This is a genomic window from Parabacteroides sp. AF18-52 (genome assembly GCF_003479145.1).
Taxonomy (GTDB): Bacteria; Bacteroidota; Bacteroidia; order Bacteroidales; family Tannerellaceae; genus Parabacteroides; species Parabacteroides faecis.
Window position 1 is genome coordinate 538,837 of the sequence record NZ_QUGR01000002.1, and the last position, 21,272, is coordinate 560,108.

General features: G+C 41.6%; 17 protein-coding genes. 7 read left to right on the top strand and 10 right to left on the bottom strand.

Annotation, left to right across the window (positions count from 1 at the left end):
• Positions 1–48 precede the first annotated feature (48 nt).
• The 4 genes from DWX23_RS05715 to DWX23_RS05730 form a co-directional block, all read right to left on the bottom strand.
• Positions 49–1,227 (bottom strand): FecR family protein, encoded by a 1,179-nt coding sequence (locus DWX23_RS05715; protein ID WP_122373758.1) that lies wholly within the window; start codon positions 1,225–1,227, stop codon positions 49–51.
• Between the two features lie 208 nt (positions 1,228–1,435).
• Positions 1,436–2,701, bottom strand: coding sequence for an LVIVD repeat-containing protein (locus DWX23_RS05720; protein ID WP_122373759.1), 1,266 nt, complete (start codon positions 2,699–2,701; stop codon positions 1,436–1,438).
• 40 nt (positions 2,702–2,741) lie between these two features.
• Positions 2,742–3,989 (bottom strand): porin family protein, encoded by a 1,248-nt coding sequence (locus DWX23_RS05725; RefSeq protein WP_233587508.1) that lies wholly within the window; start codon positions 3,987–3,989, stop codon positions 2,742–2,744.
• Positions 3,973–4,521 carry an RNA polymerase sigma factor gene (locus tag DWX23_RS05730; RefSeq protein WP_122355526.1) on the bottom strand — a complete coding sequence of 183 codons (549 nt, stop codon included), beginning with the start codon at positions 4,519–4,521 and terminating at the stop codon, positions 3,973–3,975. Before DWX23_RS05730 ends, DWX23_RS05725 begins: the two co-directional genes overlap by 17 nt.
• 215 nt (positions 4,522–4,736) lie before the next feature.
• Between DWX23_RS05730 and DWX23_RS05735 the strand changes: the two genes are divergently transcribed.
• Positions 4,737–5,561, top strand: coding sequence for a hypothetical protein (locus tag DWX23_RS05735; protein ID WP_122355528.1), 825 nt, complete (start codon positions 4,737–4,739; stop codon positions 5,559–5,561).
• A 27-nt stretch (positions 5,562–5,588) separates the two neighbouring features.
• Here DWX23_RS05735 and DWX23_RS05740 read toward each other — a convergent pair whose 3' ends face one another.
• The gene (locus tag DWX23_RS05740; protein WP_122355530.1) at positions 5,589–6,332 is read right to left on the bottom strand and encodes an SDR family NAD(P)-dependent oxidoreductase; all 744 of its coding nucleotides are present in this window, start codon (positions 6,330–6,332) and stop codon (positions 5,589–5,591) included.
• Positions 6,333–6,448: 116 nt separating this feature from the next.
• Between DWX23_RS05740 and DWX23_RS05745 the strand changes: the two genes are divergently transcribed.
• The 4 genes from DWX23_RS05745 (at position 6,449) to DWX23_RS05760 (ending at position 11,455) form a co-directional block, all read left to right on the top strand.
• Positions 6,449–7,336 carry an AraC family transcriptional regulator gene (locus DWX23_RS05745; RefSeq protein ID WP_122373760.1) on the top strand — a complete coding sequence of 296 codons (888 nt, stop codon included), beginning with the start codon at positions 6,449–6,451 and terminating at the stop codon, positions 7,334–7,336.
• Positions 7,337–7,400: 64 nt separating this feature from the next.
• Positions 7,401–8,435, top strand: coding sequence for an endonuclease/exonuclease/phosphatase family protein (locus DWX23_RS05750; protein ID WP_122373761.1), 1,035 nt, complete (start codon positions 7,401–7,403; stop codon positions 8,433–8,435).
• 339 nt (positions 8,436–8,774) lie between these two features.
• Complete coding sequence (locus DWX23_RS05755) at positions 8,775–9,953, top strand: glycosidase (protein WP_122373934.1); 1,179 nt, start codon at positions 8,775–8,777, stop codon at positions 9,951–9,953.
• Positions 9,954–9,985: 32 nt separating this feature from the next.
• Positions 9,986–11,455, top strand: a complete 1,470-nt coding sequence (locus DWX23_RS05760; protein WP_122373762.1) for a glycoside hydrolase — start codon at positions 9,986–9,988, stop codon at positions 11,453–11,455.
• Positions 11,456–11,520: 65 nt separating this feature from the next.
• Here the strand turns inward: DWX23_RS05760 and DWX23_RS05765 are convergent, their stop codons facing one another.
• The 4 genes from DWX23_RS05765 to DWX23_RS05780 form a co-directional block, all read right to left on the bottom strand.
• Entirely contained in the window at positions 11,521–12,537 is a 1,017-nt protein-coding gene (locus tag DWX23_RS05765) for a DUF4249 domain-containing protein (RefSeq protein ID WP_233564400.1), read from the bottom strand.
• 17 nt (positions 12,538–12,554) lie between these two features.
• Entirely contained in the window at positions 12,555–15,302 is a 2,748-nt protein-coding gene (locus DWX23_RS05770; protein ID WP_122373763.1) for a TonB-dependent receptor, read from the bottom strand.
• A gap of 123 nt (positions 15,303–15,425) precedes the next feature.
• Complete coding sequence (locus tag DWX23_RS05775; protein WP_233587510.1) at positions 15,426–16,457, bottom strand: DUF4249 domain-containing protein; 1,032 nt, start codon at positions 16,455–16,457, stop codon at positions 15,426–15,428.
• A gap of 18 nt (positions 16,458–16,475) precedes the next feature.
• On the bottom strand, positions 16,476–19,241 hold the full coding sequence (locus tag DWX23_RS05780; RefSeq protein WP_122373765.1) for a TonB-dependent receptor: 2,766 nt from the start codon (positions 19,239–19,241) through the stop codon (positions 16,476–16,478).
• Between the two features lie 230 nt (positions 19,242–19,471).
• On the opposite strand from DWX23_RS05780, the gene DWX23_RS05785 reads away from it, so the two are divergent.
• Complete coding sequence (locus tag DWX23_RS05785) at positions 19,472–19,969, top strand: cold-shock protein (RefSeq protein ID WP_122356954.1); 498 nt, start codon at positions 19,472–19,474, stop codon at positions 19,967–19,969.
• Between the two features lie 18 nt (positions 19,970–19,987).
• Entirely contained in the window at positions 19,988–20,197 is a 210-nt protein-coding gene (locus tag DWX23_RS05790; RefSeq protein WP_122356952.1) for a hypothetical protein, read from the top strand.
• Between the two features lies 1 nt (position 20,198).
• Here the strand turns inward: DWX23_RS05790 and DWX23_RS05795 are convergent, their stop codons facing one another.
• The gene (locus DWX23_RS05795) at positions 20,199–21,269 is read right to left on the bottom strand and encodes a DUF4249 domain-containing protein (RefSeq protein ID WP_122373766.1); all 1,071 of its coding nucleotides are present in this window, start codon (positions 21,267–21,269) and stop codon (positions 20,199–20,201) included.
• Positions 21,270–21,272 lie beyond the last annotated feature (3 nt).

Consider the following 21,272-nt stretch of genomic DNA (forward strand, 5'->3'; position numbering starts at 1 on the left):
GTATGTATCAGATACTACCTCTTTCGTGTTTTTCATAATTATCTTATTTCATTCTCCTCCTTTCTCTAAATATTTCACTTTAATTATGTTGTTTTCTTGCACAAGTTTTACATTCGAAGTGAAGCTTATAACCTCCAATACATCTTTCAGGTTGTCTTCACGATTAATCACTATTGAAAAACGCCTATTCTTCAACTCTTCCTGCAGGTAAATTATCTCAAAATCATACCATCGCTGCAACTTGGATAAAATATCTTCAAGTCTCGTATCCTTAAAAATATACTTTCCTTCAGTCCACGCTGTATATAAATCTGTATTAACAACTTGTATACTTGTAGTTTGTTTTTCTTTATCATATAAAAATTGTTCCGATGGAGAAATCCGAAAGGCAGAATCGTTATCTATCTGAACTTGTACGGAACCGTTTACCAAAGTGACATTTTGTAACCTTTCCGACACATAACCAGATACATTAAACGATGTACCCAATACTTTTATCTTCATTTGATTGTTTTCTACAATAAAAGGTTTGGATGCATCTTTTGCAACATCAAAAAAGGCCTCTCCCCTCAATATCACTTCACGAGTATTACCTGTAAAATTGGTCGGATAAATTAATTCCGAATCGGAATTTAACCACACATGGGTTCCATCGGAGAGTTTCAATTCGTAAGTTTTGCCTTTAGGTATCACTAAACGATTCTTCCTATCTGTCTTTATATTTTGTTCTTCCTTCTCTTGAGGGATATAAGAAAGAACTTTCGCTTTTTTGTGAATAATTGTATGTTCGTTTTCTATTGAAAAAGTATCCTTATCCAAAGAGATTGTTTCTCCATTGTCCAATAGAAGAATTGGTTCTTTCAGTTGTTCCAAATTCACCTGGCTGGAAAGAGAATATAATTGCTGTTTATATAGATAGAACATTCCTGCCGTTAACAAAAGAGTCAACATAGCTGCATACGAAATCCATTTTCTGAATATAAAAGATTTTCTTTTATCTATTGTTTGGCCTTTAACAAACTTCCACGCCTGCTCTACATCATAATATGAAGAGACTTTCTTTGAAGACGAAGATGAAGAAAGCTGGTAAAGTCGCTCGATTTGACTATATTCCCGCCTATTTTCTTCAGACTCATTCAACCATGCAGAAAGTTGTTCGTGTTCTTCCTGAGTTTCTTCGCCTGCCAGGACTGTCAATATGATTTTATATATCTTATCAGATTCCATTTCTATTCTTTTTTCATATTACAATCAAAAGAATAAAAATGGGTAGGGTAAAAATAAACTTTTTGAAAATAAAATTAAATGCAAATGTCTGTACGATCAGCAATAATCTATAAATAAAGCATTTAGAAAACAAATAATCAATCTATTTAAAACAAAAAAAGAGATGACTCAAATAATCGCCATCTCTTCCCATTTATATATTCCTATATCATTTCTTCACAGCCAACTTACTCAACAGCCTGATCTCTTTCAGATCAGAATAGTCATACTGATAAATACCGTCTTCAGCCATCATCATCAAGACATTCCCATATGGAATCACATCATATCCTTCCATGCCGGAATAATGAGCCAGCCGGTTGGCCATCAATGTTTGCGAATCTGATGCGTTATAAATCTTCAGGCCGTCGTCACAAAGGAAAAGAGTCCCGTTATCGATGCCCAGTCCTTTAGGCTTTGTCATGGTGTAAGCTACGATCGGCTGCGGACTTTTTACATCACTGACATCTAAAATGATCAGTTCGTTAAAGTTTTGCCCGCAATTATTACCGGAATGGACAGTCACATAAGCAATATCATCTTCCACAACTACCGGATCACAACCGTACACATGAACCATTGCCGACTGATACTCCGGCTTTACCGGGTCTTTTACCGAATAGATCAGCATACCGGTGGGCGTTCCCATGAACATATATTCCTTATAACTGAAAATCGTTTCGACATTCCATCCGACAGGAATAGTTTCAGTTGCAACAACCGGTTCTTCACCGGAAAGATCGAAAATATCCATCTGATTATTCAAAACGACATACAGATAATCCTTATAAAGACCAAAGCGGGACATAGAACCATTCACTCCCGTGGAAGAACCACCGCTACTATTTCCGGAATTTGTCGCCATATCATTATAGTAGATTTCATCTTTATAATACTCATAGGTTTCCGTTACTTCTTCCTGTGTCCAGCCTATAACGATACCTTTGGCTTTTCCTGCTTCGGAAAAAACTTCGGAATCTATTATACCATCCTCAATCGGAGGGAAACTCTGTGGAAAAACATTTTCCAACCGACTCTTCAACACCGGTAAAGCCGGATTAGTGATATCGAACCACACCAGGTCGACATACGAATCCGCATATAACAGATTGTTACGGATAGCCAGGTCGGCATTTCCCATCAATTCTATAAAACCGACCAAAGCCGGTGACGAAGGATTTCTGTTATCGATAATATGGATTCCTTTTCCAGGTTCCGACATATACAGATAACCTTCATAAAAACAAATCTTTCCCTGCTGCGTAATTTCTTCCGGCAACGCATTCACCTTCACAGAAGAACGGAATGCATTGGCTGACATATACACAGGTTTATTCACCGTATAGGTAACTGTCTCTCTTACCTTCATATCATCATTACATCCGCAAAACAAACAGATCAACGACAGACAGAACAGACTCATTAGTTTTTTCATCTTCAATAAATTTAGTGGATTAATATGCTAACTCTCTTAATTAAAAATCAAAACGGATACCGGCCCCCAACCCGACGAGTACAGAGTGTTCCGTGCGGATGCTTACCGGTTGGTTATTATCAAAATAATGTGAAATACGCGGTTCGAAATAAATATTCCAATCCTTGTAAAAACGATAGGAAACACCGGCAGACGCATTCAATGACCATTGCAAGCCGTTTATCCCCCCCTTGTCTACCAGAGTCTTCACATCTGTCTGCCAATACCGGGTTTCTGTCTGTTTGGATCTTAATCCTTTTTCAACCATAAAACCACCGGACAAATAGATTTTCCATCGAGAGTTTTGCCAAAGGGACACTACCAGATTTACCGGAATACCCAAATAATGAAGCTCTAACCGCGATTTGTAGTGAATGTTATCCCACTTATCCAGATTCGATGCCAGATAGGTATAGACCAATCCGGTTTCCAACCCGATATACCGATTGAAATCTCTACGCACAGTCAGACCAAAAGACAAAGGCAAGGCAGCATCTACACTCGTATATTCATCGGATGACAATACTGTTGAATTTTCGAAAAAGGGAGGTTTAACCGGAGGCGGAATCGTCCCGGGATAACTTGGATTAAAATGGTCATTGGGTGCCTCTACAGCATAATCGTATCCTAACCCTAATGACACATGACCACCTGTTCCGAATCCCGCATTTACAGACCACTTTCTTTCTGCCTTTCTATTCTTGCCAGCTGAAGAATACGTCTGTTTTTTTGACTCATAACTATACAGGTCAGGTGAAGATACCTTCTTCCCTTCATCAGCTAACTGAACAGTTTCATCCTGTATCTCTACACTATCGGTTATTTCCGGTATTTCTTTTTCAGCAATCAGAACAGTGGAAGATTCGTCAGAAACAACAGCAGCAATCAGTTTTTCCTTTGGAACAGGTTGTCCCACAAATGAAGTTGTTTCCTCCCGAACATCTTCCGGACTCTCCTCATATACATTCTCTCTATTATCATCAGTAACAGCCACCGGTAATTCTTGACTTCCGTCGGGTATCTCTTCTGTCCGAAAAGGTGCAAATAAAAATAATAATGCAATGACAGCTGCAGCCACAGAACTTCCGGCCCACCACAGCCATTTCTGTCCGCGGGGTCTCATACGAGGCTCGATCCCTTCCCAGCAAAGATCATCGACGGGTAATCGGTGGTTCTCCAGTTTCCGTTTCATGAATTCGCTGAAATCATCCAATTGTTCTCTATGATCCGTATCACTGCGCATTTTCATGCTTGATTAATGATTGAACACTTTTTTGTAACACCTTCCGCGCCCGAATAAACTGTGTTCGCGAGGTTACTTCACTGATATGTAGCATTTCTGCTATCTCACTATGAGAATATCCCTCTATCGCATAGAGGTTGAATACCGTCCGGTAGCCATTCGGTAAACGGGCAATACAGGCATGCAGATCATCGGCAGATAAACGTTCTAATGCCGATACATCCACCTCATCCGCCAATTCCCCGCAATCATCAAAATTAACGCTTAACCGGATCGCATCGTTTTTTCTCAGATATTCAAGCGCTGTAGTAACAAATACCCTGCGAACCCAACCGGGAAACGCACCGCTCCCCGTATAACTTCCTATTTTCGTGAATATCTTGATAAATCCATCCTGCAACAAATCACGAGCAGTTTCCCTGTTATTTACATACCGCATACACACACTCATCATGGCAGGAGCATACAGCTCGTATATCTCTTTACGAGCCCATGACTCCCCACGTTTGCATCCGGCAATTAACAGCTGTTCGTCCATAGGTAATATTACTCTCTATCTGTATGATGAAAAAGGTCCTTTCAATGTTGCAGGCTGATAGAGAAAATTGAAAATATTTTTTTTATTTGTAAAAGAAACAGTCCACCTGATAGTAGATATAAGACAAATATATGTTATTTAAGTAAAAACAAGAAGAATAAATAGCTTATTTTAAGCAAATAATCTATCTTAGCGTCAATAAAATGATGTTGTGTATGAAGCGGGGATATTTTATAATAATAGCACTATTGGCGTGTGTATCATATAGTCATGCGCAGTCTGTATTTGATTTTGTACTGAATCGTGAAGGGAAACTTACGGCCGTACCCAAGTTCAAAGCGCTTGATTTCAATATACCGGAGTTATCTTACAAAACGTATACCCCATCCAAACTAACCGAGTTTGAAAAGAAACTCAGAGAGTTTACCCCAGACTTTCCGCAAATCCATGACGAACGGCCGATGGATATGCAGGTTCTGTCACAAGCTTATCGTCCGTTTTTTAATGTATTTACGCCAATGATACGTCGCATATCTCCTATGGCACTCGATTTTCAGGAATTCGATTTTACTCCGATCAGTGAAACAACCGGTTTGCTGACTGTCGGAGAACAGTTCACCTGGCCCGGTGTAGGCGGACTTACAAGGGTAAGTTCATCCCTCGTATGGCAACAGGATCGATGGACACTTACAGGAGGAGCTTTTGCAGGACGGTATTTTACCCCATTCAATTATAGCCCCGATTTCATGGGAGGGGTCAATGCTTCTGTCAGCTTTGAAGCCTCCGATTGGTTGACATTGAGAGGCTGGGGACAATATGCGTTTTATCAGAAAGGAGAACGTACAAATCCGCATATGCTGTTGAACCCATATTATAATCACACCAGTGTAGGAGGTGCTTTTGAAGTTAAAGTAGCAGAAGGGTTCCGCGTTGGTGTAGGGATCAACTACGAGTATAATCCCTGGAACAGACGGATGGATCGCCAGTTCTTAGTCTATCCGGCATTCAACAACAAGAACATAAGGATCGGTTTCAACTAAATAACTGGCAAATATGCCGATGGCATGTTATTCATTATAAATCATTTTTTTAGTCATTCCGCCGTCAACAACAATATTTTGTCCGTTGATGAAGTCATTTTCGGGAGCAGCAAGGAAAAGACAGGCATTGGCAATGTCCGAAGGCTGCCCCACGCGTCCCGAAGGATGCTGTTTATGATCTGAACGTTTCAATAGTTGATAGTTCTCATTTTGTATCCAGCCGGGGCTGATACAGTTTACCGTAATATTATAATCGCTGAAAGAAAGTGCAAGTGCATGTGTCAATGATACAATACCTCCTTTGGAAGCGGCATATCCCTCCGACCCGGGTTCACTCTGCAGATAACGGCTGGAAGCAATATTGATGATCCGTCCGTAACGTTGTTTTCCTTCTTCATTGTTCCGATGAATAGCCAATGCCCTTGAAGTTATAAACACCGGACGAAGGTTTGTTGAAAGGATCTTGTCGAACTGTTCAATACTTGTATCAACCAGTGGCGTAAATTCACTGATACCCACATTATTAACAATCACATCCACATCTCCCCACATGTTGATAAGTTTGTTGAAAACTTTTTGAAGAGCTTCCGGATCACTGGCATCAGTCTGAAAAAACTGGACAAAAGTAGGCAATAAATCGCAAAGACGCAAAGCTGCCTTCTCATCTGTATCACAAAAAGCGACGCGCGCTCCCACATTGCAAAATGCGGTTACAATGGCAGCACCAATACCCTTAGCACCACCGGTAACAAATACTCTCTTACCGTCCATATTCTGTTTTGTGTCTGATTATCTGTTGCAAAGATAACAAAAGACTCTTGTAAAACATCTGTAACATTAACTAAATAAAAACTTTGACTATATTTGCGTACAGAAATACAAAAAGTATGATTGGAACCGCATTGTTTAAAGAAGTATCGCCATTATCTTCAAAAGACTGCTTCATCGTAATAGAGCGCCTTAAATCAACATTCAATTTCCCCATTCATGTACACCCTGAATATGAATTGAATTTCATTGAACATGCAAAAGGAGCCCAACGTATAGTCGGCGATTCCGTTGAAACGATCGGCGACGATGAACTGGTTTTAGTCACGAATCCGACTTTGGAACATGCCTGGGTTAACCATGAATGCAAATCACAGGCTATCCATGAGGTAACCATACAATTTCACCGTTCATCCTTTCCTGAAGAACTACTGGAAAGAAACCAGTTTCAAAGTATAAAAACACTTTTCGAACGTGCACAGAAAGGGGTTGCCTTCGGCGTACAGGCAATAGAGAAAGTCCGTCCGTTGCTAAAAACGATCACCTGCGAGACAGATGGCTTCTATTCGGTCATGAAACTGATGATGATTTTACATGAACTGTCTCTCTCCGAAGATTTCCGGGAACTGGCCAGCCACTCTTTCATCCGTCAGGAAAGAACCCATGAAGAAGATTTACGTATAAGGAAAGTCATAGATTATCTGAACGTAAATTACAATAAACAGGTACGCCTCTCGGATGTTGCCGACCTGATCAACATGAGTGAACCCTCCTTCTGCCGATATATCAAGCAACGTACATCTAAAAGTTTTGTCGACTTCCTAACGGATATACGTTTAGGTTTTGCCATCCGCGCCCTGATCGATTCTTCCCAATCAGTCGCAGAGATCGGATATGCATGCGGTTTCAATAACCTGTCGAATTTTAACCGCATATTCAAGAAGAGAAAAGGAATGCCACCGACAGAATTCAGAGAAAACTATAGAAAAAAGAAGGTGATTGTTTAGTTCCGCCTTGAAAAATTGGCTAATTTCGCGGGACTAAAAAAATCTCATAAAAAACACAACCATCATGAAAAAAGGGTTATTTACAGCACTCTTGCTGTTAATTATCATCAGTTTCTCTGCCTGTCAGAAAACTGATACATTCAAAGTCCTGCAATTCAACATCTGGCAGGAAGGAACCGTAGTAAAGAATGGATTTGATGCAGTAGCCGATGAAATTATTCGCAGCGATGCGGATTTTGTAACACTGAGTGAAGTACGCAACTATCACGATACCCGCTTTTGTGACAGAATCGTCGAAGCTCTGAAAAAACGAGGACAGACTTATTATTCCTTTTATACGGAAGACTCAGGTCTATTAAGCCGCTATCCGATCAGCGACAGCACTACTGTTTATCCTTTGAATGATGATAGAGGTAGCATTTATCGTCTGGTTACAAAGAAAGGCGGGCAGGAATTTGCCATTTACACAGCACATCTGGACTATCGTAATTGTGCTTATTATGATGCCCGTGGATACGACGGTAATAACTGGGAGAAAATAGAACGAGTTAACAATCTCGACTCTTTACTGATCCTGAACCGCGCATCCGTAAGAGATGACGCTATTATACGCTTTGTAAATGAAGCCGAAAAAGATAAAGCAGCCGGGCGTATTGTTGTTCTGGGAGGCGACTTTAATGAGCCTTCACATCTGGATTGGACGGAAGCGACAAAAGATATGCGCGATCACTACGGTCTCATTGTACCCTGGGACGTATCCGTTATACTTGAAAAAGCAGGTTACAAAGATTCTTATCGCGAAAAATACCCCGATCCGGTCACTCACCCCGGATTTACCTGCCCGGCAGACTGCCCGGATATTGCATTGAAAAAATTGGTCTGGTCACCGGAAGCTGACGATCGCGATCGCATCGACTTCATCATGTATTCTCCATTCAACGGACTAAGCCTGACAGATGTTACCATCATTGGCCCTAAAGGGGATATCCTCCGCGGAGAACGTGTCACGGAAGAAACTGCCGATCCGATCATTACCCCGGCAGGGATCTGGCCTACCGACCATAAAGCCGTATTGGCAACGTTTCAGCTAGTCAAATAATCAGAATCATAAATTAGTTAACATAATAATGCCTCCTCACCTGGAATATATATCGGGTAGGGAGGCATTGTCGTTCATTAGAATACCACTGACATGCGTTATAAAATACAATACAAATTTATCACAAACTAATAATATTTTGATTTCGCATTTACCCCTGCTTATCTTTCTGATGAAATATTACCGTCTTATTTCTGCATACGATTCTAAAAAAGGCCATATCTTCCTGTAAAATTGATATAGATTCATTATATGTCGCAAAAAAACTACTTGTTTTCTCCTTCATCAACTCCCTACCTTTGCATCAAATAGCGACAGTCAAACGAAATTATGCAATTCATGGAAATTAACTTTCAAAATAGACTTGATGTTCTATGTAAGAAACAAAAAAATCTACTGGAACGCCCCAATCAACCGATAGTTGAAGATAATGGAATAATAACCCGTTATATTTATCCGGTCATAACAGCCAATCACATTCCATTAGAATGGAGGTACGATATGAATCCGGCCACCAATCCGTATTGCCTGGAACGTATTGGTGTCAATGCAACCATGAATTCAGGGGCGATCAAATGGAACGGCAAATACCTGCTAATGGTTCGTGTGGAAGGCTGTGATCGGAAATCATTTTTTGCCATTGCCGAAAGTCCGAATGGTGTAGATAATTTTCGCTTCTGGGAACGACCGGTCAATTTACCGGATATCGATCCGGATGAAACAAATGTATATGATATGCGCCTGACAGTCCATGAAGACGGATGGGTATACGGTATTTTTTGTAGCGAACGGCACGATCCCGAAGCTAAACCCGGCGATTTATCCTCCGCTGTAGCTAAAGCAGGCATTGTTCGGACAAAAGACCTGATCAGGTGGGAAAGACTTCCGGACCTGATAACAAAAAGCCAGCAGCGCAACGTTGTTTTACACCCAGAGTTTGTGAACGGGAAATATGCATTATATACCCGTCCTCAGGATGGATTCATCGATACTGGCAGTGGTGGAGGCATAGGTTGGACTTTAATTGAAGATATGACAAATGCCGTAGTTTCCTCCGAACTAATTATAGATAAACGCTACTACCATACAATCAAGGAGGTTAAGAACGGGGAAGGTCCGCATCCTATCAAGACACCGAAAGGCTGGTTACATTTGGCTCATGGAGTCAGGGCATGTGCTGCAGGGTTACGTTATGTACTTTATCTGTACATGACGGCCCTGGAAGACCCAACAAAAGTGATTGCACAGCCCGGAGGCTATTTCCTGGCACCTATAGGGGACGAACGAGTCGGAGATGTATCTAACGTGTTGTTTTCTAACGGTTGGATTGCAGACGAGGACGGTAAGGTTTTCATTTACTACGCCTCCAGCGACACACGTATGCATGTCGCGGTTTCTACCGTAGAGATACTGGTAGATTACTGTATGAACACCCCGGAAGACGGACTCAGGTCTGCTGCATCCGTTGCTAAAATCAATAAATTGATTGATAAGAACAAACAATACAAAGGAGAATAAAAACGTTCGTTTTACACAATCATGTTTATAATATGAAAACACATAGATATCTGTTCCTGAGCTTCTCTTTTCTCGCACTCATAATCTCCGGTTGTATCGGGAATAAAGAAACAAGTAAACAACCGGAAATTTCCATACAACTTTTATGGAACGACATTAAACAACCGATCGACGGTTTCGGTGTAGCACAAGCCGGATGGGCGGATGAATTATACTCCCACAAAAACAGGGAAAAAATCATGGATGAGATGTTTGGTCCGGACGGTTTACGCCTGAATATTCTCCGGGGAGAAATATTTCCTCATTACTGGGAAAACAAAAATGATAAAGACTTTAATCTGACAGATGATCTAGAGATAGATCTGGATGATCCGTTCTTCGAAGGCAAGTCTGACGACCGTCTGCGCCGTGGACAACTATGGCTGACCTTACTGGCTAAAAACAAATATCATGTAGATAAACTTTTCTTTTCCGCCTGGAGTGCACCGGCTTATATGAAAACAAACGGCAAAGTGTCGCAAGGGGAATTAAAGCCGGAATGCTATCAGGAATACGCCGATTACCTGGCTTCATTCTACAAAGCATACACATCTGTCGGACTCGAGCCCTATGCTCTCTCTCCTTCCAACGAACCGGGTTATGCTGCTCCCTGGAATTCCAGCCTCTGGACACCCGAGAGAATGGGAGAATTCATTACCCGATATCTGGGACCGACTTTCAAACGTATGCAAATACCGGCACGGATCATTTTCGGAGAAAACCCGTTGTGGTCTGCAGTCAGTCCACAAGCTGATTTTGCTTCCTCCCTCTATTTTACTAATACAATACTGGAAAAATATCCTGAGATCAAAGATTTCAACCTGATCGCAGCCGGACATGGCTATACGCTGCCGGATTCATATCCTGCACCGAAAGACAGCTTGCTGACGCCGATCGTTCCGCTCGAACTGGCTGAAAAAAACAATATACCTGTCTGGGTCACAGAGATCAGCGACATAAATCCTTTGGATACAACGATCAATGACGGTTTGAAATGGGCAAGCACCTACCACGCTTTTCTGACAGAAGCTAATGCCAATGCTTTCATTTGGTGGGCTGGAGCCATGCCGACAAACAACAATGAAAGTTTGATCGTTTTGAACAGTGATCGTGTAGGCTATTCGCTTACCAAACGATATGAAACTTTCGGTAATTACACCCGTTACATCGCAACTGGGAGTCTGCGTATCGGCACACAAATCAGTAATCCAACAGACAGCTTACTGGTTTCAGCTTATAAAAACGAGAAAAATTATACTATCGTAGCTGTCAACAATTCATCCCGGTCCATTCGTACCGGGATAAAGCCAACAGAGACGGGAGACTCAGGTACTCTGATTAGTTATCTGACCGATGAAAACAATCGTTGGTCTCCACAAAACTATTCAATAGATAAAAAAGGTCAGTATATTGTCAATATACCGGCTAAATGCATTATGACATTCACCGGATCAACAAAATAAAAGACTATTTAGATTCTCTTTCAAGGAATAAATCAGGAGATTAGGGATATTCGATCATCATCGAATCAGTTTAATTCTTGAATGGCAACCGTAAGGCTGTCCACACAAGCTGTCCCCAATATTCCGAGACCGCCTTCGATATTATTAAATACACGGACTGGCTCAGCCAGTCCAATATCGGCCAGATTATTATTAAAAGAGTCATCTGATAAATTAGCCAAAGCTAACAAATATTTATAATAAGGTTCGGATATAGCATATAGATAAACCCGTGCCGAGTCGGGAAGCCTGTTCTCCGGTTGAGTGAAACCAGGATTATAACCATAAGAAGAATTACCATCCAAAGTCATTGTATATTCCTTCCCATCGAACAACTCATCCGAAAAGGGGCGACCATTATATCCTGAAAGCCAGTCATTCCCTAACACTTTATCCAAAGCAGAAACTTTATTACTAAATACCGGATCAGAAGTATAATCAATCGGTTCGGGACGCCAAGAATAAATACCGGAAAAAACAGGAGGTTTTTCCCAATCGTCATAATCATATTCATAATGGGGAGAGCCATACGCAAAAGAAATAAGATAACAGTTTTGTTCAGACGGCTTATCCCGGAACGTTACTTTAAAACGCCGCTTAGTATACGAATAGCCATAAGAATTTTCCTCGTGACTTTCTGCATACAGATTAAGTAAAGCAGGTTTATCCGGAACTATATCCTCCCCCATTACCTGTTTAAAGCCCTCTCTTTTCGCTTCAATCCGCACTTTATCACCCGGCACCGGAATGTAAGATGAAACATAATTACCAACAGCATAATAGTCGATCTCTTCTACATTCCAGCTCATTTCGCCAAGTAAACGATCATTCACATACAGTTCCACTTTTGCATCTCCTATAGTAACATTAGGGTAATCCTCCGTATAAAACCAGGTTCGCGATAAAGAAGCTTTCAACGGTTCCCCTACGGAAGCAACACTATTCAATACTAATTTAGAATCAGGACGTAAATATTCCAGATCCACTTCTTTCATACAGGAAGTTATCAGCAAAAGAATACTAAAAAAAAGAATATATTTCATATCAGCTTTCATAACTATCAGAATTTATATGTATAAGAAATTGATGGAATAATAGGCATAATACCGACAGTCTTAAATACAGGCACAAATTTATATCCGTAATCACTGTTCGGATCACGCACTTCTTTATCAGTTTTATGGATCATAAACGGATTCATACGCGAATACACATTATAGATACTGACCGTCCAAATACCCATACGCCCTTTTTTCTTGGGACGATAGATCTTAATTCCCAGATCAAGGCGATGGTAAGCCGGTAACTGGTAATTATTACGCCCTTCGTAATAATCTATTCCCCACGAACCACTATAAGGCATGTTATATCCATCGCTATGTACATAATTCGGAGAACCGTTTTCCAAATAATTCTCAAGAGACAAGGTTACATGATTACCCGAAGCATACGACCAGGCAGCGGATATCTCTACTTTCGGGGATATCTTATGCATTACTACAATATTCAGTTTATGCCGGTTATCAAAACGAGCCGGGAAACGTTTACCCAGATTCAGCTCATCGAACTGGCGGTCGGCCCAGGAAAGACCATAACCGATCCATCCCGTTGTGCGCCCGGATTCTTTGCGTACCATAAACTCGGCACCATAAGAACGCCCTTCTCCTGCAGTCAGTTTATTTTCCCAATTCAAATAAGATGGGGTAAATGTATGCCCATCACGATATTCCAGTAAGTTTTCCATTGTCTTATAATATCCTTCAACAGAGAAACTATAAGTCTTATTAAGATCATAATAAAAACCGGCAGAGACCTGATCACTGAGCAACGGCTTCAACTTACGTGTCACCGGCATCCACGCATCGGTAGGCAAACTGATAAAACTGTTGCTAATCAGGTGTACATACTGATTCATGCGTGAATAAGAGGCTTTGAAACTTAAATTTTCATCCAGTAACCAGCGAAAAGATACACGAGGTTCAAGTCCGGTATAAGTCTTTCCCTGCACATTGAACAAACTTAAACGCAACCCTGCATTGACACGAACGGAAGGAGATAAACTCCAGTCATCTTCAGCAAACACACCGGCCTCATGTCCCCACAACAGATCGTTGGCATATTCCTTATTGATTTCTGATATAAAATCCTGGCTTTTATCAAAAGCTGAAGAATGGTTATATTCCGGCCGGAAACGATGCACCAAATAATCTCCACCGAAACGGATATGATGCGAAGAAACCGGAAGATAGTCGAACGAAGTACGTACCCCCAGATCCATAATACCGGTATTCGTAGAGCTTTCACTGAATCTTTCATAATAGTCACTCTCTCCTTCTTGACCTTCGATATCATGTTCTGTACTCCTCAATTTGGAATGATAGCGGGTAAAGACACCAGAAAATTTTCCAAACAAACGGTTATTGAATACATAGGTCCAGCCAGTAGTTGCCATAATATTTCCCCAACGTAAAGAAACATCCGTATCATAATTATAATCATTGTCCACTTCATGTTTAGAAGGGAAATCGGTTGATCCTCCTTTTAGTACGTCATTTCCATTATACAAACTGAAATACAGACGACTACGATCGTTAAATATATGATTCAATTTCAGATTTAGATCATGAAAGGCATAACGTGCACGGGTACGGGTTCCATCTTTCTTCGTAATCTTGTTAGCTATGGCAAGAGCCGGAGCCGACAGTACATCAAGCCAGGTACGACGCAGAGATATATTAAAAGAGGTACGGTCTTTTACTATTGGTCCTTCGAAATTCAAATTACCGGATATCAGACCTAGCGTAGCGCTCCCATGATATTCTTTCATATTCCCTTCTTTCATGTGCACATCTACCACCGAGGAAAGCCGGCCTCCATAACGTGAAGGAAAACCGGATTTGAAAAAATCCATTCCACTGATAGCCTCCGGATTGAAAGCCGAAAAAATACCGCCGATATGATTGATTTGATACACAGGATTACCATCGATCAGGAATAAATTCTCATCCACATTACCTCCACGAACATACATACCTGCCGTACCTTCTGTTCCGGACGACACGCCGGGGGTCAACTGCAATGTCTTGATAATATCCGCCTCTCCGAACATGACAGGCGTAGAGCGAATTGTCTGCTGATTAATTTCCAATGCCCCCATCTGGGTACTTAATACAGATTGTTTACTGGTACTTTGCCCGGTCACAACCACCTCTTGCAAGAATGCTGAAGGATCCAACTCTATTGTCAATACCGTATCACGGTCAAGATCAGTAAAATTATACAGCCGACTGGTATAACCGATATAAGAGGCACGGACCGTAATATCCCCTCCCGGCAGTGTCAGACTGAAAAAACCGAAATTATTGGATGCCGTTCCCACACGGCTATGAGCTTCATAAACCGAGGCCCCGATCAGGGATTCGGCGGACCGTTTGTCGCGCACAAAACCACTGACCGTTACCTGCTTGGGTTTACGCTTCAGAACAACTATCTTTCCTGTCATCTTGTACACTACCGGGAGATTGACAAACAAACGTGTCAGACAATCCTCCAGTGCTTCATCATCCGCACGGAATGTAGTTTTCGGAAGTCCACTCAACAAAGATGATTCGTAGGAAAAGGTTACTCCGGTCTGTTTCTGTATCTCATCCAGGATCTCCCGGACAGATGCTTTTTGCATATTCAACGTAACCTTCCGTGTTTCATCCACTCTGCTTGTCTGTGCCTGAAGGCCGGACAAACTAAAAATCATCATCATTACTACCAAGGTAACACGGGCAAACTGCTTTGCAGGGTATACTTTCTCCATCTTGTTATTTGTTGATATCTATTTACTAGACATATTTTTTTTAAATACCCCTATCGGGCCAGACAAAAATAATAAAATGAAGAAATATATTTTACATTTATTCTCCTGCAGGAAAGTGAAAGATCACAATCCGTATGGAATTTCCACAGTAATAGTATCCACACTGGCAGCCCCCAATATTCCGCTTCCGCCTATAATGTTACTGGTAACACGCACGGGTTCGGCTAATCCGGCATCCATCAGATCGTTATTCACAGAATGATCATCCAACTCCGCCAATGCCATCAGATATTGATAATAAGCTTTCGAAAGGGTATATAAATAAACTTTCATATAAGAAGGAGGAGTGTTGTCCGAATCTGTATCCGGAGACTGGGAAGAGGGATAATCGCTATGGCCGATACCTAACTTCAATGAATATTCCATACCATTGATCAATTCATCGGAAAAAGGTCGTCCATTGTATCCGGACAGCCAATCCGCATTACCGAACAATTCATCTAATATCGTTATTTTATCCTTGAAAACAGGTTCATAAACATAATCTACTGAAATTTCTCTCCAACTATATGTTCCGGGATACCCCCACTCCTCTTTTTCAAAATCATACTCTCTTTCAGGCGAACCACGTGCAACACGCACCAAATAGCAATCACCCTCTTTCGGATCATCTTTGAATGTTGTCTTACAAATAGTCCGGTAATTATAACTGGAGCCATATAAGTCGTCATTCGACCTTTCCGATACGATTTCGACTTTCAGTAGTTCAGGTTTAACCGGTAATTCGCATTCAGCCGACACCTCCTTAAACCCCTCTTTCCTTACTTCAAGACGTACCTTATCACCTTCGGAAGGAATATAACCCGAACAATAATAACCGATTGAATTATATTCACTTATATCCCCAGACCATAGCATATCTTCAAGATACTGTCCGTTTACATACAGGCTGACCTTTGCATCTTTAATAGTCACGTTCGGATTATTATCTGTATAAAACCAGGTACGTGTAACCGTGGCAGTGAGAGGATAACCGGTCTGCACCACGCTGTTCAGGACCAGCTTGGGTTCCGGACGCAGATGTTCCAGGTCGACATACTTAACACAAGAAGGGAATAGTGTCGATAACAAGATAAACAGAATACAGTATTTCATAAAAGATCTCATTAATAATTAGAATTTATAAGTATAAGAAATAGAAGGAACAACCGGGATAATTCCTAGCTGTTTGAATGCGGGGACTGATTTGCCCCAGGAACTGTCCGGATCAGGAACTTTTCTTTCCGACTTATAGATCATAAATGGATTCATACGGGAATAAACATTATAGATACTCACCGTCCAAATCCCCAATCTTCCGCTTTTCTTCGGACGAAAGATTTTTATTGCCAGATCCAGGCGATGATAAGCAGGCAGTTGGTAATTATTGCGGATGTCGTAATAATCTATATTTCCCCAGTCAGTAACATAATCGTGAGAACCCGGATCGTAATTATTATCGGAAGGCAGGTCTAACTCCGGAGGTGCCGCCTGGTCATAATTCTCTAAAGAAAGCGTGGCATGATTACCCGAGGCATATGTCCATGCAGCCGACAATTCCACTTTGTGAGACAGTTTGTAAACGCCTACAATATTCAGTTTATGGCGGTTATCATACCGGGCCGGATAACGTTCACCTCCGTTCAATTCAGGGAATTTACGATCCGACCAGGAAAGTGTATATCCGATCCAGCCGGTCAGCCGTCCGGTTTCCTTGCTCACCATAAACTCGACACCGTAAGAACGTCCTTTACCAGTCGTCATTTTCTTTTCCCAATTCACATACGAAGGAGCAAAACTCTGTCCGTCACGATATTCCAGCAGGTTATTCATCCGTTTGTAATAACCTTCCAAGGAAAAGTTATATTCTTTATTCAATGCATAATAGAATCCCGCCGACATCTGATCACTTTCCAACGGTTTCAGCTTACTTGTTACCGGCATCCAGGCATCGGTAGGCAGGCTGATAAAACTGTTACTTATCAGATGAACATACTGAGTCATCCAGGCGTAAGAGGCTTTAAAACTTAAGTTATTCTTTATCAGCCAGCGAAGTGAAGCACGAGGCTCCCAGTCAATATAAGTTTTACTCTGTACATTAAATAAACTGATACGCAGACCGGCATTTAACTTGACGGCTGGCGAAAGGCACCAGTCGTCTTCTGCAAAGATTCCGGCTTCATGTGCCCAAAACAAATCATCGGCTAACACTTTCCCGATGTTCGTTGTATCGGAAACATTTGTCTCGGAAGAAGCGGCCCGGTTATACTCCGGGCGAAAACGGTGTAACAGGTAATCACCTCCGAACCGGACATGATGAGATGCCAACGGCAGATAATCGAAGGAGGTACGTAACCCCACATCCATAATTCCCGTTTGGGTAGAGGTTTCATTGAATGTATTGTAATAGTCTTCGCTCTCCTCATCGCCGCTCAGCTTGTTTTCCAAATGTTTTAATTTGGAATGATAACGGGTAAAAACTCCCGAAACTTTGCCAAATAACTGGTTATTGAAAACATACGTCCATCCGGCTGTTGCCATCAGGTTCCCCCAGCGAAGATTGATATCCGTATCGTCTTTATAGTAATCTTCCTCATCCGGAGTTGAAAACTCCGAATCTCCCCCTTTCAGGACATCATTACCGTTATAAACACTCAGGTATAGACGGCTACGGTCATTAAAACTGTGATTTATCTTCAGATTCAGATCGTGAAAAGCATAACGGCCACGTACTTTCGAACCATCTTTCTTTATAATACGGTTAGTGATACCAATAGCCGGTGCCGTCAATACATCAAGCCATGTACGGCGTAATGCGATATTGAAAGAGGTACGATCTTTTATAATCGGTCCTTCTAAATTCAGATTACCGGAGATTAACCCGATCGTTGCACTTCCATGGTATTCGCGCATATTCCCTTCCCTGGTATGTACATCAGCTACCGAAGACAAACGCCCACCGTAACGCGCGGGAAAACCAGCCTTAAAAAAGTCTATTCCACTGATCGCCTCCCCATTGAAAGCAGAGAAAAGTCCACCGATATGATTGATCTGATACACAGGATTACCGTCGATAAGAAACAAGTTTTCATCCACATTCCCGCCACGCACATACATACCGGCGGTTCCTTCCGTCCCGGCCATGACACCAGGAGTCAGTTGGAGAGTTTTGATTATATCCGCCTCACCGAACATGACAGGCATTTCATTTATCGTTTTCCGATTAATCTCCAAAGCGCCCATCTGCGTGCTAAGTACCGATTGCTTACTGCCCGAAGTACCGGTCACGACCACTTCCTGCAAGGATGCAGTTGGCGTCAGATCGATTGCCAAAATCGTATCCCGGTTCAATTCTTTCAAATCATATACCTGGGTACCATAACCAATATAGGAAGCTTGTATCTTCATTTTTCCGGCAGGCAACGTCAGACTGAAAAAACCGAAATTATTGGATGCTGTACCGGCGCGGCTGTTCACCTCATAAACCGAAGCTCCGATCAGAGATTCGGCAGACCGCTTGTCGCGTACAAAGCCACTGACTGTGACTTGTACCTGTCTGGGTTTATACTTCAGAACGACTATCTTTCCCGTCATACTGTATGCTATCGGAAGATGCACGAACAAACGTCCCAAACAATCTTCCAGTGTTTCATCGTTCGCACGGAACGTAACTTTCGGAAATCCGTCCAACAACGAAGATTCGTAAGAAAAGCTCACCCCAACCTGTTGCTGTATCTCATCCAGGACCTCCCGCACAGAAACTTTCTGTCTGTTCAACGTCACTTTTCGTATTTCATCCACTCTGTTTGTCTGCGCCTGAAGGCCGGACAAAATTAAAATCATCATCATTGCTGCCAAGGCTACAGGGGCAAACAGCCTTCCCTGGAATACTTTTTCCATCTATCTTCTATTGATTTATATTCTTTAGACGGAATTTTGAGAAATACCCCTACCAAGACTGACAAAAATAATTAAACAGACAGGAATATCCCCCTTTTTTTCGTATCTTTGTAAAAGAGTTAGAGATATAAATCATTATTGCACAGTTCTTCTTATTTATTTTAAGCAGGTCTCTCCTTTAATTATACACCTCACTCCATTTAGTATTTATCCTATAAAACAAAAGTTATATGGCAAGATCAATGACAGTTGATAAACGTGAAAATGAAAAAAAAAGACTCGCTAAACGAGCAGAAAAGCAAAAAAAGAAAGAAGAAAAGAAACTATCCGGCAAGACAAGCAGTTTTGAGGATATGATCGCCTATGTTGATGAGAATGGAGTAATTACTTCAACCCCACCGGCAGAGAATATCAAAAAAGAAGAGGTTAACCAGGAAGAAATACTGATCTCGGTACCTAAAAAGGAAAAAGAGGAACCGGTTGTCTTAAAAGGCAAAGTCGATTTCTTCAACACATCAAAAGGGTTCGGTTTTATTAAAGAACAGGTGAGAGGCGAAAGATACTTTTTCCATGTAAACAATTTGCTTTCGAAGATCGAAGAAAATGATATTGTAACATTCGACCTGGAACGTGGCCTGAAGGGAATGAATGCAATAAATATCCGTCTGGAAAGCGAATCCGAGAATAACGCCCCCCAAAATAATGAATCTGAGAGCAGTATCACTTAAAATTAAATATATAAAAGTATGAAAAGGGAAATCAACATGCGGTCGGACAGGAATCAGGCCAATCAATTAATTGAGAATTCACTGAAAGAGTATAAAAAAAGTGTTGGCGAAGTAATACTCGTTTCAGTAGGTCCGCGAACAACTATTGAATTGCCGGCCAGTCTGACACAGGCAGAGAGAGAAGCCCGTATCGAGATCTATAAAAAGTTGCATAGCTCAAAAATATAATCTATTCAAATGGATAATAACTGTTACTCCACTCGTACGAAGAACTGCCAAAAGGCATTGTTATACGGCGGGTGGAAATACGGTATCCTGTCACAATCCCGAATCCATCAATCACGTTCGAATAGGTTTCAGATGGTTCTAACAAACCATCCACATAGGCGTCGCCTAATGATATTGAAAAATTCCGAATCACCTTCAGATAATTGTAGTAAGACTCCGAAATAGATAACAGATGGACATCATAATGTACGATGGCAGTTACCGAATCTGTCTCCAAGGAGTTTACCGGATAAAATGAACTCGTCACCGTATATTCTTTCCCATTAAACATATCATCAGAAAATACACCACGGCAATACGTTCCGTCATTAATTCCCGAAGAAGGAATCCCCGGTTGGAAAACCGGATCATCATAAGACAATGAAAATATCCCCCAGGGAGACGGCACTTCAAACTGATCACCGGAGAGCTGATGTGATTCGCCCCTACTATCACAGAATGAGCTTACCCATTTCACCTGGTCACCCTTACGGTATTCAATCAGGCGTTCTACCACCAGACGATAATAATTCCGGTCGAAAGGCTTATCCTCAAATGTCAGATAGATCCGGAAAAGAAGCGAACCCGACGTTATCATACGGGCTGTATCAAGTAATGCTATTTCGGTTTGTGAAGGAATGAGCGTTTCGCCTCTTACCGGGCCGAATCCCGGAGCATCGGCTTCAAGCCGCACCTTATCACCTGTCTGTACATAACACCCCGGTAGTTTGAACTGTCCTTTATATTCACTGCTATCCGCCGGATTATCCGAACGTGACATCGTTCCCCGGAAAGTATCATTCACATACACATCAATCTTCACTCCCGTTTCCGGTAAATTATATTCCGGAACACTGTCCATCAGAAACCAACTTTTCGACAAAAAAGCTGCCACTTCCCGGTCCGGTGTTATGGAAGCGTTCAACACCAATACCGGAGAAACCGTCTCGATCTTCAGTTCCACATCACGCGTGCAGGCAATGCAGAATAGAAGCGATAACAGCGGTAACAGGGTAAACAATTCCTTTTTCATAAC

Coding starts and splice junctions, on each gene's coding strand:
- DWX23_RS05715 (WP_122373758.1), bottom strand. CDS start 1,227: ATGGAATCTGATAAGATATATAAAATCATATTGACAGTCCTGGCAGGC.
- DWX23_RS05720 (WP_122373759.1), bottom strand. CDS start 2,701: ATGAAAAAACTAATGAGTCTGTTCTGTCTGTCGTTGATCTGTTTGTTT.
- DWX23_RS05725 (WP_233587508.1), bottom strand. CDS start 3,989: ATGAAAATGCGCAGTGATACGGATCATAGAGAACAATTGGATGATTTC.
- DWX23_RS05730 (WP_122355526.1), bottom strand. CDS start 4,521: ATGGACGAACAGCTGTTAATTGCCGGATGCAAACGTGGGGAGTCATGG.
- DWX23_RS05735 (WP_122355528.1), top strand. CDS start 4,737: ATGAAGCGGGGATATTTTATAATAATAGCACTATTGGCGTGTGTATCA.
- DWX23_RS05740 (WP_122355530.1), bottom strand. CDS start 6,332: ATGGACGGTAAGAGAGTATTTGTTACCGGTGGTGCTAAGGGTATTGGT.
- DWX23_RS05745 (WP_122373760.1), top strand. CDS start 6,449: ATGATTGGAACCGCATTGTTTAAAGAAGTATCGCCATTATCTTCAAAA.
- DWX23_RS05750 (WP_122373761.1), top strand. CDS start 7,401: ATGAAAAAAGGGTTATTTACAGCACTCTTGCTGTTAATTATCATCAGT.
- DWX23_RS05755 (WP_122373934.1), top strand. CDS start 8,775: ATGGAAATTAACTTTCAAAATAGACTTGATGTTCTATGTAAGAAACAA.
- DWX23_RS05760 (WP_122373762.1), top strand. CDS start 9,986: ATGAAAACACATAGATATCTGTTCCTGAGCTTCTCTTTTCTCGCACTC.
- DWX23_RS05765 (WP_233564400.1), bottom strand. CDS start 12,537: ATGAAATATATTCTTTTTTTTAGTATTCTTTTGCTGATAACTTCCTGT.
- DWX23_RS05770 (WP_122373763.1), bottom strand. CDS start 15,302: ATGGAGAAAGTATACCCTGCAAAGCAGTTTGCCCGTGTTACCTTGGTA.
- DWX23_RS05775 (WP_233587510.1), bottom strand. CDS start 16,457: ATGAAATACTGTATTCTGTTTATCTTGTTATCGACACTATTCCCTTCT.
- DWX23_RS05780 (WP_122373765.1), bottom strand. CDS start 19,241: ATGGAAAAAGTATTCCAGGGAAGGCTGTTTGCCCCTGTAGCCTTGGCA.
- DWX23_RS05785 (WP_122356954.1), top strand. CDS start 19,472: ATGGCAAGATCAATGACAGTTGATAAACGTGAAAATGAAAAAAAAAGA.
- DWX23_RS05790 (WP_122356952.1), top strand. CDS start 19,988: ATGAAAAGGGAAATCAACATGCGGTCGGACAGGAATCAGGCCAATCAA.
- DWX23_RS05795 (WP_122373766.1), bottom strand. CDS start 21,269: ATGAAAAAGGAATTGTTTACCCTGTTACCGCTGTTATCGCTTCTATTC.